Source organism: Nonomuraea deserti, assembly GCF_004348685.1.
Lineage (GTDB): Bacteria > Actinomycetota > Actinomycetes > Streptosporangiales > Streptosporangiaceae > Nonomuraea > Nonomuraea deserti.
Genome location: NZ_SMKO01000046.1, coordinates 41,642 through 52,989 on the forward strand (window position 1 = coordinate 41,642; position 11,348 = coordinate 52,989).

General features: G+C 71.6%; 13 protein-coding genes. 4 read left to right on the forward strand and 9 right to left on the reverse strand.

Annotated features, from left to right (window positions below; all coding sequences use genetic code 11):
- The gene (locus E1292_RS19145) at positions 1–432 is read right to left on the reverse strand and encodes a hypothetical protein (protein ID WP_246090201.1); all 432 of its coding nucleotides are present in this window, start codon (positions 430–432) and stop codon (positions 1–3) included.
- A 126-nt stretch (positions 433–558) separates the two neighbouring features.
- On the opposite strand from E1292_RS19145, the gene E1292_RS19150 reads away from it, so the two are divergent.
- Positions 559–1,164, forward strand: coding sequence for a thymidine kinase (locus tag E1292_RS19150; protein WP_132596580.1), 606 nt, complete (start codon positions 559–561; stop codon positions 1,162–1,164).
- Here E1292_RS19150 and E1292_RS19155 read toward each other — a convergent pair.
- From E1292_RS19155 to E1292_RS19165, 3 genes are all read right to left on the reverse strand, one after another.
- Positions 1,149–1,820 carry a DsbA family oxidoreductase gene (locus tag E1292_RS19155; protein WP_132596581.1) on the reverse strand — a complete coding sequence of 224 codons (672 nt, stop codon included), beginning with the start codon at positions 1,818–1,820 and terminating at the stop codon, positions 1,149–1,151. The two genes, E1292_RS19150 and E1292_RS19155, sit on opposite strands and share 16 nt — an antisense overlap.
- Before the next feature lie 62 nt (positions 1,821–1,882).
- On the reverse strand, positions 1,883–2,779 hold the full coding sequence (locus E1292_RS19160) for a hypothetical protein (protein ID WP_132596582.1): 897 nt from the start codon (positions 2,777–2,779) through the stop codon (positions 1,883–1,885).
- A 194-nt stretch (positions 2,780–2,973) separates the two neighbouring features.
- The gene (locus E1292_RS19165; RefSeq protein WP_132596583.1) at positions 2,974–3,711 is read right to left on the reverse strand and encodes an SRPBCC family protein; all 738 of its coding nucleotides are present in this window, start codon (positions 3,709–3,711) and stop codon (positions 2,974–2,976) included.
- A gap of 182 nt (positions 3,712–3,893) precedes the next feature.
- Here E1292_RS19165 and E1292_RS19170 point away from each other — a divergent pair, with 182 nt between their 5' ends.
- Both E1292_RS19170 and cydB read left to right on the forward strand, forming a co-directional pair.
- Entirely contained in the window at positions 3,894–5,240 is a 1,347-nt protein-coding gene (locus tag E1292_RS19170) for a cytochrome ubiquinol oxidase subunit I (protein ID WP_132596584.1), read from the forward strand.
- A 10-nt stretch (positions 5,241–5,250) separates the two neighbouring features.
- A complete protein-coding gene (cydB, locus tag E1292_RS19175) occupies positions 5,251–6,132 on the forward strand; it encodes a cytochrome d ubiquinol oxidase subunit II (protein ID WP_132596585.1) in 882 nt (293 codons plus the stop codon).
- Between the two features lie 17 nt (positions 6,133–6,149).
- Here the strand turns inward: cydB and E1292_RS19180 are convergent, their stop codons facing one another.
- The 5 genes from E1292_RS19180 to E1292_RS19200 are packed head-to-tail and all read right to left on the reverse strand — an operon-like array spanning position 6,150 to position 10,715.
- Complete coding sequence (locus E1292_RS19180; protein WP_220446931.1) at positions 6,150–6,917, reverse strand: ABC transporter ATP-binding protein; 768 nt, start codon at positions 6,915–6,917, stop codon at positions 6,150–6,152.
- Positions 6,910–7,641, reverse strand: a complete 732-nt coding sequence (locus E1292_RS19185) for an ABC transporter ATP-binding protein (protein ID WP_132596586.1) — start codon at positions 7,639–7,641, stop codon at positions 6,910–6,912. Before E1292_RS19185 ends, E1292_RS19180 begins: the two co-directional genes overlap by 8 nt.
- A complete protein-coding gene (locus E1292_RS19190; RefSeq protein ID WP_220446932.1) occupies positions 7,638–8,627 on the reverse strand; it encodes a branched-chain amino acid ABC transporter permease in 990 nt (329 codons plus the stop codon). The genes E1292_RS19185 and E1292_RS19190 overlap by 4 nt, the downstream gene beginning before the upstream one ends.
- A complete protein-coding gene (locus E1292_RS19195) occupies positions 8,611–9,489 on the reverse strand; it encodes a branched-chain amino acid ABC transporter permease (protein WP_220446933.1) in 879 nt (292 codons plus the stop codon). The genes E1292_RS19190 and E1292_RS19195 overlap by 17 nt, the downstream gene beginning before the upstream one ends.
- A complete protein-coding gene (locus E1292_RS19200) occupies positions 9,486–10,715 on the reverse strand; it encodes an amino acid ABC transporter substrate-binding protein (protein ID WP_132596588.1) in 1,230 nt (409 codons plus the stop codon). Before E1292_RS19200 ends, E1292_RS19195 begins: the two co-directional genes overlap by 4 nt.
- Before the next feature lie 101 nt (positions 10,716–10,816).
- Between E1292_RS19200 and E1292_RS19205 the strand changes: the two genes are divergently transcribed.
- Positions 10,817–11,348, forward strand: a 532-nt coding sequence (locus E1292_RS19205) for a LacI family DNA-binding transcriptional regulator (protein ID WP_132596589.1), incomplete at its 3' end; no start/stop codon positions are given.

Below are 11,348 nucleotides of genomic sequence, written 5' to 3' on the forward strand. Positions count from 1 at the left end.
CTAGCTTCGGCGACGGCCGAGAACTTCGTCGATGACCCGGGGCGCGTTGTCTGTGCCGACGTACGCGGCCAGCCTCACCACCATCTCCTGGGAGCGGGAGAGCTCTGCCTCCACCCTGGCCTTGCCTGACTGACCGGCCTGCACCCCAAAATACGCTCCGATGATGGTGCCGATCACACCGGCCACGCCCGCGAACAGCACGGCGAAGTCCTGGGTGGCGAACACGGCGGCGCCGAAGGCGACCAGGACGGCGACGATCCCGGTGACGACGACGAGGAAGCCGTAGCGCCATCGGGTCGCCTCGGCCTGGGCGGCCGTGACGTCGTCCTGAGACATCATCGCGTCGAGCGCCGGAGGGTTGGACGACCCGCTGGACGGCTGGTGGGACGGCGGGGTAGAGGGCGGGTTGGACGGCGGATTATCGGTGACCACACTTCCTCCTGTAACTCCAGGGGAGAAATGTCCCACGAGGTCATGGAACAAGCCAAGCCACTAAGCTGGCGGCCTGTGACTGATGTGTCTGCCTTGTCTGCGGTGCCGTCTGGTGTCAGGGATGCCGTGCTGAAGTTCTACTTCGGCCCCATGGACTGCGGGAAGTCCACGCTCGCCCTCCAGATGAACTACAACCACGGCCGGCAGGGGCGGCGTGGCCTGGTGCTGACCAAGCACGACCGCTCCGGCGGCCCGAGGGTCACCAGCCGGATAGGGCTCGGTCTTCAGGCGATCGAGGTGGAGGACGATGTCGATCTCGTCCGGCTGGTGACCGCGCACGACAGGATCGACTACCTGATCTGCGACGAGGCCTGCTTCTACACGGTCGAGCAGATCGAGCAACTCGCCGACCTGGTGGACGAGCACGGCGTCGACGTGTACGCGTTCGGGCTGGCCTCCGACTTCCGTTCGGTGATGTTCCCGGCCGCCCAGCGGCTGTTCGAGCTGGCCGACGAGGTGTGCCGGCTGCAGGTCGAGGTGTTGTGCTGGTGCGGCCGGCCCGGGCAGCTGAACGCCAGGGTCGTGGGCGGGGCGATGGCGCGTACGGGCGAGCAGGTCGTGATCGGCGACACCGACGCCTCACACGTGCGCTACCAGGTGCTCTGCCGCAGGCACCACCGCTCGGGCCGGCTCGGCGAGGGCTCGATGGAGCCCGCTCACACGGCGCAGTAGCCGTCGTCGTCGCAGCCGTCGGCGGGCGCCGCGAGCCGGGTGATCGGCGCCTGCCCCGTACGCTCGGCCACCTCGTCGATCGCGGCCGCGAAGGTCTCCTCCGGCTGCGCGCCCGACACGGCGAACTTGCCCTCGAACAGGAACAGCGGCACACCGGTGATCCCCAGCTCGCGCGCCCTGGCGAGCTGCTCGCGCACCTCCTCGGCGCCCTTCCCGTCGTCGTTCACCCCGGCCTCGGCCGCCAGCTCGCCGAGGACGCCGGCGTCGCCGACGTTCCTGCCCTCGGTGAAGTACGCGCGGAACAGCCGGTCGGCCATCTCCGTGCCGAGTCCCTGCCGCGTGGCCACCTCGATCAGCCGGTGGGCCTCGAACGTGTTGGCGGCGACGGCCTTGTCGTAGTCGAGCCGCAGGCCGTCGCCGGCGGCGGTGGTGACGACGCGCTCGGTCATCTGGCGGGCGTTCGCCCCGAACTTCCGCTCAAGCGCCGGGAGCGCCGGCTCGCCCTGCGCGGAGGCGCCGGGGTCGAGCTGGAACGGGCGCGGCGTCACCTCGAGGGTGCCGCCCTTGGCCCGGAACCGCTCAGCCGCCCGAGCGAACCTGACATGCCCGATATAACACCAGGGGCACACGACATCGGAGAAGATTTCGACCTTCATGTACCGATGCAACCTTCCGCCCTGCGCCCTGATTCCTGTCACGCCGCCCCACCCGGGGCGGGTCAGCCGGCGGCCAGCTCCTCCAGCCGGTACGGCAGGTAGGCCGAGTCGTCCACCAGCGCCGACGCGCCGCGCCACCACCCGAACCACTCGCCGCTGCGCCACATCCAGTCGACCCGCTCGATGGCGGCCACGACGTCCCCCACGGTCTCCCACCGCTCGCCCAGCTGCTCGCGGGTGGCGCCGTGGCGCACGGCCCAGTCCCGGAGGACCCCCGAGGCCGCCGCGGAGACCTCGCGCGCGTACGGGTCGGGGTGCTCCCCAGGCAGCCGGTGCGGCCCGAGCCCGGCCGCCACGCCCCAGCTCCACTGCGCCTCGGCGGGCCGCGAGTAACGCAGCGAGTGGAAGTCCAGATTGGATCCGAGGTCGTCGTCGGCCCGGCGCGTGACGACGGCGTCGAGCCGCCCGCCGGCGTCGAAGTGGACCACGAGCCGCTGCCCCGGCTTGACCCCCGGCGGCAGGCGGAAGCGGTCCTCGGCCTGCCAGGAGTTGAGATCGACCTGGGCGGCCGGCCGGCCCCACAGCTGGTCGGCGGCGTCGTCAGCGATCCAGGCGGCCAGCATCTCCAGCGCGGTCAGATCGGTCCACGGCTCGATCGCGACGGCCGTGCGCACCACCTCGTCGGGAGGAGGCAGCTTGCCGCCCCTGGGCCGCGTCCACCACTCCGCACCCAGCTCGCGGGTGCCGACCAGCAGCGCGGCGATGGCGGCCAGCTCGGCCGAGCGCCTCGTGAGCGAGGCTCCGAGCGCCAGCTCCAGCGTGCGATCGGTCCGCTCGTCCCCGAGCACGGGGCGTACGCCGTCGATGAGGGCCGGGGCCGTCGGGCGCTCCTCGCCGAGCAAGTTGCGTACGACTCGCCTGGCCTCGGTCCTCGCGTCTTCAGCGTGTGCCTGCCGCATACAGCCACGCTACGCCTGGAGATCCTTTTCCGCGAGAGCCCCGGCCCCGCCACCACGCCCCTCACCACCTGTTTCCGCCCGGCGAGAGGCGGCACGGAGGGACCGGCGCACCGAGCCGCGCCACGCCTCTTGCGGCGGCGGCCGTTCCGCGACGGCACGGGCCGAGGCCGGCGCCCAGCAGTCCTGGGCCGGAGTCAGGAGCGGCGACAGCCGCGGCCGAGCAGCCAGCCCACCACGATGCCGCCGACCGCCACGCCCGCGCCCATGCCGAACGACGCCAGCATCACCCATGGCCGCGTCTCCGCGCGCGCCTTGGCGGGCCGCTCGTAGACGGCCCGCGCCGGAACCCCGGAAGCCGCGCCGGCGGGGGCGTCCGCGGCCAGGTCGCCGGGGGCCTGGCCGGAGAGGGCCGGGTCGCCGGGCGCCGGGGTCGCCGCGCCAGAGGTGGCGGTGGCGGCGGTGGCGGTGGCGGCGGTTTCGGCGGTGGTTTCGGCGGGGGCGAGGAGGTGCTCCTCGACGGCCGAGAAGAACTCGCCCGCCGTCCGCCTGGCCACCGAGCCGAGCATGCGCTGCCCGACCCCGCCGATCATCCCGCCGATCACGGCGTCGGCGTCGTAGTCCACGCGGGTCCCGCCGTCGATCTCGGTCAGCCGTACCACGACGGTGGCATCCACCGTCCCCGGCGCGCCCTGCCCGCGGGCCCTGAGCGTGAAGCTTTCGGGCGCGAGCGGGTCGGTCAGCGCCACCTCCCCCTGGTAGACCCCCTTGATGGACGCGACGCCCGCGTTGACCGTCATCCGGTACGTGTCGTGTCCCGATTCCTCCAGGCGTTCGCACCCCGGAATGGTGCGCACCAGCACCGCCGGATCCTGGAGGGCCGTCCACACCTGATCTCTCTGAACGCCGATCACGGCGCTGCCACCCACCTTCATGGAGCAACTTTAGGCGGCCGGGTCCGGGCGGATAACGGCAACACCTGACAGACCCCCGAGCGGCCTGGGGAGGGACTGTGACCAAGGTCGCACGCGCGCGCGTCCCATTGCTCTACAGCTTGTAGTACTACTGCAAGTAGATGTACTACAGCTTGTAGAGCTCATGGGAGTCGACGAAGACGATGGACGCACTTGACCTCGCACGGTGGCAATTCGGGGTGACCACCGTGTACCACTTCCTTTTCGTGCCGCTGACCATCGGCCTGGGCGTCTTCGTGGCGGGTCTGCAGACGGCCTGGCACCGCACGGGCAAAGAGCACTACCTGCGGCTCACGAAGTTCTTCGGCAAGCTCTTCCTCATCAACTTCGCCATGGGCGTGGTCACCGGCATCGTGCAGGAGTTCCAGTTCGGGATGAACTGGAGTGAGTACTCCACGTTCGTCGGCGACGTCTTCGGGGCGCCCCTGGCGATGGAGGCGCTGCTGGCCTTCTTCATGGAGTCGACGTTCCTGGGGCTGTGGATCTTCGGCTGGGACCGGCTGCCGAAGAAGGCGCACCTGGCGTGCATCTGGGCGGCCGCCATCGGGTCCAACCTGTCGGCCTACTTCATCCTGGCCGCCAACGCCTGGATGAAGCACCCCGTCGGCTACGAGGTCGTCGACGGCAAGGCCAGGATGACCGACCTGTGGGCGGTGCTGACCAACTCCACGGCCCTGGCCCAGGTGCCCCACGTGATCGGGGCGGCGTTCGTCGTGGCGGGCGGCTTCGTGCTGGCCGTGAGCGGATACTGGCTGCTGAGGACGCGCGCCGGCATGTGGCGCGGCGCCGCCAGAGGCGCGCTCATCATGACGGCGATCGCGGGGGCCGTCGTCGCGGGCACGGGCGACACGTCCGCCAGGCTGATGCACGAGCAGCAGCCCATGAAGCTGGCCTCCGCAGAAGGGCTGGAGCGCGACACCGCCGGCGCGGCCTTCAGCGTGGCCCCGGGCATCGAGATCCCCGCCGTCCTGAGCCTCCTGGCCACCCACGACGCGGGCGCCACCATCCAGGGCACCGAGGACCTGCAGCGGCGCTTCGAGCAGGAGTTCGGCCCCGGGGACTACCGGCCGAACCAGCCGGTCGTGTTCTGGTCGTTCCGGGTGATGATCGGGTTCGGGTTGGCCACGGTGGGCCTGTCGGTGCTCGGCCTCTGGCTGACGCGCGGGAAGCGTGACCTGCCGAGGTGGCTGGCGCGGGCGTTCCTGCTGGCCCTGCCGCTGCCGCTGGCCGCGGTGACCGCCGGATGGCTGCTCAGCGAGATCGGCCGCCAGCCGTGGACGGTCGCGGGCGAGCTGCTGACGGCCGCCAGCGTGTCGCCCGGCGTGAGCCTGGCCGAGGTGGCCACCTCGCTGACCGTCTTCACGCTGCTGTACGGCGCGCTCGCCGTCGCCGAGGTCGTGCTCCTCACCCGGCACGTCCGCGGGGGCGCCGAGGAGGAGCGGCGGCCCGCGGCCGCGCCCGAGCAGCTCGAACCGTCGTTGATGTACTGAGGAGCGGACAGTGATCGATCTGTGGTTCGTCATCATCGCCTTCCTGTGGACCGGCTACTTCGTGCTGGAGGGCTTCGACTTCGGCGTCGGGATGCTGGCGCCGCTCGTGAGCGGGAACGCCGAGGAGCGGCGCCAGAGCCTGCAGACCATCGGCCCGGTGTGGGACGGCAACGAGGTGTGGCTGATCACCGCGGTCGGCGCCATGTTCGCCGCGTTCCCCGCCTGGTACGCGGGCGTGTTCAGCAGCTACTACCTGCCGGTCGTGCTCGTCCTGGTCGGGCTGATCGTGCGCGGGGTCGGCCTGGAGTGGCGCGGCAAGGTCGCCTCCCCGCGCTGGTGCGACCTGGGCATCGTGGCGGGCAGCGCGCTCCCGGCGTTCCTCTGGGGCGCGATCTTCGCCGGCCTGCTGTACGACGGCCCGCTCGCCGCCCTGCTCGGAGGCGCGTTCACCCTGGCGGTGTGCGTCCTGCACGGCGCCGCCTTCCTGGCGCTGAGGACCACCGGCCCGGTACGCCGCCGCGCCCGCGTCGCGGCGATGGCCGCGAGCGCCGTGGCCGTCCCGGTGGCCGTGTTCGCCCTGTCGGGCCTGGGCACGCTGCCCGCGCTGGCCGCCATGGCGGCGCTGGCCGCGGCCACGGCGCTGATCTGGCGCCGCAGGGAGGGCTTGGCGTTCGCGGCCACGGCGGGCGCCATCGTGCTGACCACGCTGGCCGTCTTCGTGGAGCTGCACGCGCGGCCGCTGCCCGGGCTGACGCTGGCCGAGGCCGCCTCCGGCCCCTACACGCTGACGATGCTGAGCTGGATCGGACTCATCGCGCTGCCGTTCGTGCTGGTCTACCAGGGGTGGACGTACTGGGTGTTCAGAAAGCGGGTCCGGGTGGGCGCGGCCTAACCGGACGTACTGGGTGTTCAGGAAGCGGATCCGGGTGGGCGCGGCCTAACCGCATCCCTGGACGGCACTCCGCCGAGGTAGAGGCGGCCGAGCCGCGGGTCGGCCGCCAGCTCGCGCGCCGGGCCGGAGATGTGCACCTGACCGAGGTCGAGCACGCACCCGACGTCGGCCATCTCCAGCGCCCTGCGCGCGTTCTGCTCCACCAGCAGCACCGCCACCCCGGCCCCGCGCATGAGGTCGATCTGATCGAACACGACCTGCGTGTTGCGCGGGTCGAGCCCCATCGACGGCTCGTCGAGCAGCACCACCGCCGGCTCCAGCATGAGGGCGCGGGCGAACTCGACCTGCTTCTGCTGGCCGCCCGACAGCAGCCCGGCCACGCTCCCCCACCGCTCGGCCACGACGGGGAACAACGCCTTGACCGCCTCGATCCTGGCGTTCAGCACGGCCTGGTCGCGGACGGTGTAGCCGCCGAGCCGCACGTTCTCCGCCACCGTCATCTCGCGGAACACGCTGTGCCCCTGCAGCACGTGCGCCAGCCCGCGGCCGAGCAGCCGCTGCGGCGACAGGCCCGCCACGTCCTCCCCCGCCAGCAGCACCCGGCCCGACCTGGGCGCGAGCAGGCCGCTGGCGACCTTGAGCACGGTGGACTTGCCCGCGCCGTTGGGGCCGACGAGGCAGACGACCTCGCCGGCGCGCACGGTGACGGACAGGCCGCGCAGCACCGGCGCCGCCCTGCCGTACCCGGCCACGACGTTCTCCAGGGCGAGCAGGACCTCAGACACCGAGATACGCCTCCAGCACGCGGGGGTCGTCCCTGATCGCCGAGGGCGGGCCCGCGGCGATCGGCGCGCCGCGGTCGAAGACGATCACGTGGTCGCACATGCCCATCACCATGTCCATGTTGTGCTCGACGACGAGGAAGGTGCGGCCCTCGGCGTTCAGCTCGCGTACGAGGGTGACGATGCGGTCGATCAGCGCCGGGTTGACGCCGCCGGCGGGCTCGTCGAGCAACACCAGGTCCGGCTCGGCCATGAGCACGGCGGCCAGTTCGAGCAGCTTCTGCTGGCCGTAGGACAGGTCGCGGGCCTCGGCGTGCTCCAGGTGCTCGATGCCCATGCGGTGCAGCCAGCGGCGGGCCCGCTCGGCCTCGCCCTCGTCGTGCAGCCCCGCCAGCAGCTCGCGCAGGCGGGTACGGCGGACGGCGACCAGCATGTTCTCCAGCACGGTCAGGCGCGGGAAGACCCGGCAGAGCTGGAAGGTGCGGCCGATGCCCGCGTGCGCGATCCGGTGCGGCGCGTGGCGCGTGATGTCGCGCTCGCGATAGAGCACCCGCCCCGAGTCGGGCCTGATCATGCCGGTGATCAGGTTGAAGAACGTGGTCTTGCCCGAGCCGTTGGGCCCGATGAGGCCGTTGACCTGCCCGTCGCGCAGCTCGACGGTGGCGCCGTGCACCGCGGGCACGCCGCCGAACGACTTCGTGAGGCCCTCCGTGCGCAGCGAGGTCATCGGGCCGCCCCTTCCAGCCGCTGCCCGGCGCTCTCCTCCGGGATGGACGGCCCCCCGCGTCCCCTGGTGAGCCTGGACAGGATGCCCTCCGGCATGAACAGCACGACCAGGATGAGCAGCACGCCCGTCGCGGCCAGATGGACCTGCGTCTCGCCCAGCGCGATCAGGAAATACTCGCCGGCGGGCGCCACGATGAGCGCGCCGAGCAGCGGGCCGTACACGTGCCGGACCCCGCCGAGCAGGCTCATGAGCACCATGTACGAGCCGATCAGGATGGAGAACATGAAGATCGGGTCGAGGCTGCCGAACCACAGCGCGTACAGGCCGCCGGCCAGCGCCACGAACAGGGCCGACAGGGCGAAGGCGGCCACCTTGTACGCCCCGGTCGGCACGCCGAGCGACTCGGCCTTGTCCTCGTCCTCCCTGATCGCCCGCAGGCCCGCGCCGAACCGGGAGCGGGAGACGTACCACCAGGACAGCAGCGCGAGCCCGAGCAGCACGAGGAACAGGTAGAAGAAGACCATGTGCGTCTGTCCCCGGTGCAGGCCGGGGAACGGCGAGGGCACCTGCAGGCCGGTGGAGCCGCCGGTCAGCGAGCGCCAGCCCTGCACGACGAGGTTCATCATCGACACGAGCGCGATCGACACGATCACGAACGACGCGCCCCGCACCCGTACGGCCGCGACGCCGACGCCCACGGCGAACACGGTGACCAGCAGCGCCGAGACCGGCAGGGCCACCGCCCACGGCACGTCCAGCCGGGTCACGAGCAGCCCGGTGCCGTACGCGCCGAGCCCGAAGAACGCCGAGTGGCCGAGCGAGACGTAGCCGGTGAAACCGCCCAGGAGGTTCCAGGAGGTGGCCATGGCGGCGTACATGACGGTCAGCGCGCCCGCGTACACGAGGTAGTAGTTGGGCACCAGCCAGGGGTAGGCGATCGCCAGGGCGGCGACCAGCAGCGGGAGCCCTCTAGAAGCGGTGCGCAAGGCGGCCTCCGAAGAACCCCTGCGGGCGGGCGAGCAGGGTCAGGAAGAGGAAGACGTAGAACATCATCGTCGCCCAGGTGGCGTCCACGGTGACGAGCACGACGCCCTCGACGACGCCGAGCAGGACGGCCGCCAGCGCCGCGCCGGCCACGCTGCCGAGCCCGCCCACCACGATGATCGCCATCAGCTTGCCGATCCACACCCAGTGGGAGGCGGGGAAGAAGGGCGTGATCAGGGCCAGCACGGTGCCGCCGACGGCGGCCGTGGCCAGGCCGACGCCGAAGCCGTAGCCGGCGACCCGCTCGGTCTGGACGCCGACCAGCCTGGCCGCCTCGCGGTGCTGGATGGTGGCCCGCAGCGCCTGCCCGAACCTGCTCCTGACCAGCACGGCGAAGAGCACGGCGAGGGTGAGCGCGGCGACCGCGAAAGCGATGATCTTGTCGTACGGGAGGTGCACGCCGCCGATGGTCAGTGACCTGGTCGCGTACTCCATGCTGACCGACTTGTAGGAGCCCGTGTAGAACGTCCCGAGCAGCCCCTCGATCGTCAGTGCGAGCCCGAACGTCAGCAGCACCGACATCATCGCCACGTTCTCCGGCGCAAGCCGGGCGACGAGCAGCCGCTGCACCGCCACGCCCAGCGCGAAGAAGACCGGCACGGTCACCGGCAGCGCCAGGAACGGGTCCACCCCGAGCGCCGTGTGCACCGTGTACGTCAGGTAGGCGGCCAGGAACAGGAACGCCGGGTGCGCCACCATGACCACCCGCATCACGCCGAAGTACAGCGACAGGCCCGAGGCGAGCAGCGCGTAGAGCCCGCCGGTCAGCACGCCCAGGGCCACCCCCTGCAGGAGCAGGCTCACCATTCCTGCTTCGGGTAGACGAGGTCGGCGGTCCCGGCCTGCTCGGGCAGCACGATCTCGATCTTGCCGTCCACGTACTGCTGGATCATGTGCGCCTGCTCGGGCCGGCCCTTGTCGTCGAAGGACAGCGGGCCCACGACGGTGTCGAACGTGCCCTGCCTGATGTGCTCGGTCAGCTCGTCCTGGCACTCCTTGCTCGGGTCGGCGCACTTGGCCGCGGTCACGGCGGCCTCGATGATCTGGCCGACCGTGTAGCCGTTGGCCGCGTCCTCGTTGGCCGCGCCACCGAACATCTCCTTGTACCGCCTGACCATCTCCTCGTTGCCGGTGAACGTCGAGGTGGCCGACCACCCGACGGGCGAGACGATGTGCTCGGCCGCCCCCTTCACCGCCTCCGGGAACTCGGCCAGCGTCGGCCCCGTCGAGAACGCCGCCAGCTTGGGCTGCACCTTCAGCTCCTGCAGCGCGCGCACCAGCCCCACGGAGTCCTCGAACTGCGTGCCCCCGACGACGAGATCCGGCTCGGCCGCGGCGATCTTGGCGGCGATGGGCGAGAAGTCGGTGGTCTCCGGCGGGTAGACCTCGTCCACGACCGTCCTGATCCCGGCCGCGGCCAGCCGGTCGCGCAGCCCGTACGCGGTGCCCTGGGCGAACGGGTCGTCCAGGCTCGCGTACGCGGCCGTCTTGGGCCGCTGGTCCTCCGGCAGCTTGACGAGGTAGTCGGCCAGGTAGTCGTAGTGGTCGTCGGCGATCGCGGGGGCCGCGTAGAAGAGCCGCTCGAAGCCCTGCTCGAAGACCTCCTTCGCGGCCCCGGCCGGCTCCACGAACACCATGCCGTACGACTCGGCGACCTTCGCCGCGGGGATCACCAGCCGCGAGGAGAACGGCCCGAACACCAGGTCGACCTTGTCCTGCGTGATGAGGGACTCGTAGTCGGAGCTGACCCGGTTGGGGTCGGAGGCGTCGTCGCGGAAGATCAGCTCGACCTTCCTGCCCAGCAGGCCGCCCTTGGCGTTCACCCGGTCCGCCCAGACCTGATAGCCCTCCTGGATGCCCTTGCCCGGCTCGGAGAAGTCGCCGGTGAGCGGAAGCGAGATCCCGATCTTGACCGGCCCCTGCTGCTGGCCGGGTGACGGGGCGGCGCCGGGTTCGTCGGTCTTCGCACAGGCGGTCAGCGCCAGACCGCACATCGAGATGATCACTAGGCCGCTGGAAAGTCGTGCCATCGAGGAGACTCCCGTCAGGAGAGGCGCCGCGAAAGCGCTTTCGTAAGCGCTTTCGGTTACGATTGCACGGGATCCAGCCCAGGACAAGGGGGATCGTCCGCATGGCAGAGCGACCTTCCGTGCCGTCCCCGCCCCGCCTCGTCGACGTGGCCAGAGCCGCGGGGGTGTCGCTCGCGACGGCCTCCCGCGCCATGACGGGCAGCTCTGGGGTGAGCGCCGAGGTCGCGGCCCACGTCCAGGCGGTCGCGACGCGCATCGGCTACGTGCCCAACAGCCACGCGCGGGCGCTGGCCGGCGGGCAGGTGTCCATGGTGGGGCTGATCGTGCACGACGTCGGCGATCCCTATTTCGGGGAGATCGCCAGGGGCGTGCTGCACGAGACGGAGAGCCGCGGCTACCTGGCGCTGATCAGCCAGACGCAGCGCGACCCGCGGGCCGAGCTGGCCAGGATCCGCGCGTTGCGGGCGCACCGGGTGACCCTCCTCGTGATGGCCGGCTCCGGTTACGTCCGGGCGGGCACAGAGGCGGGCACAGCGGCGGGCACAGAAGCGGGCATCGCGGCGGGCACAGCGGCGGGCACAGAAGCGGGCATCGCGGCGGGCACAGCGGCGGGCGCTGAGGCGGGCACAGGGG

What these genes read in the sequence shown, in the direction of transcription:
- E1292_RS19155 (WP_132596581.1), bottom strand. Translation starts at nt 1,820, where the DNA reads ATGAAGGTCGAAATCTTCTCCGATGTCGTGTGCCCCTGGTGTTATATC.
- E1292_RS19160 (WP_132596582.1), bottom strand. Translation starts at nt 2,779, where the DNA reads ATGCGGCAGGCACACGCTGAAGACGCGAGGACCGAGGCCAGGCGAGTC.
- E1292_RS19165 (WP_132596583.1), bottom strand. Translation starts at nt 3,711, where the DNA reads ATGAAGGTGGGTGGCAGCGCCGTGATCGGCGTTCAGAGAGATCAGGTG.
- E1292_RS19170 (WP_132596584.1), top strand. Translation starts at nt 3,894, where the DNA reads ATGGACGCACTTGACCTCGCACGGTGGCAATTCGGGGTGACCACCGTG.
- E1292_RS19185 (WP_132596586.1), bottom strand. Translation starts at nt 7,641, where the DNA reads ATGACCTCGCTGCGCACGGAGGGCCTCACGAAGTCGTTCGGCGGCGTG.
- E1292_RS19200 (WP_132596588.1), bottom strand. Translation starts at nt 10,715, where the DNA reads ATGGCACGACTTTCCAGCGGCCTAGTGATCATCTCGATGTGCGGTCTG.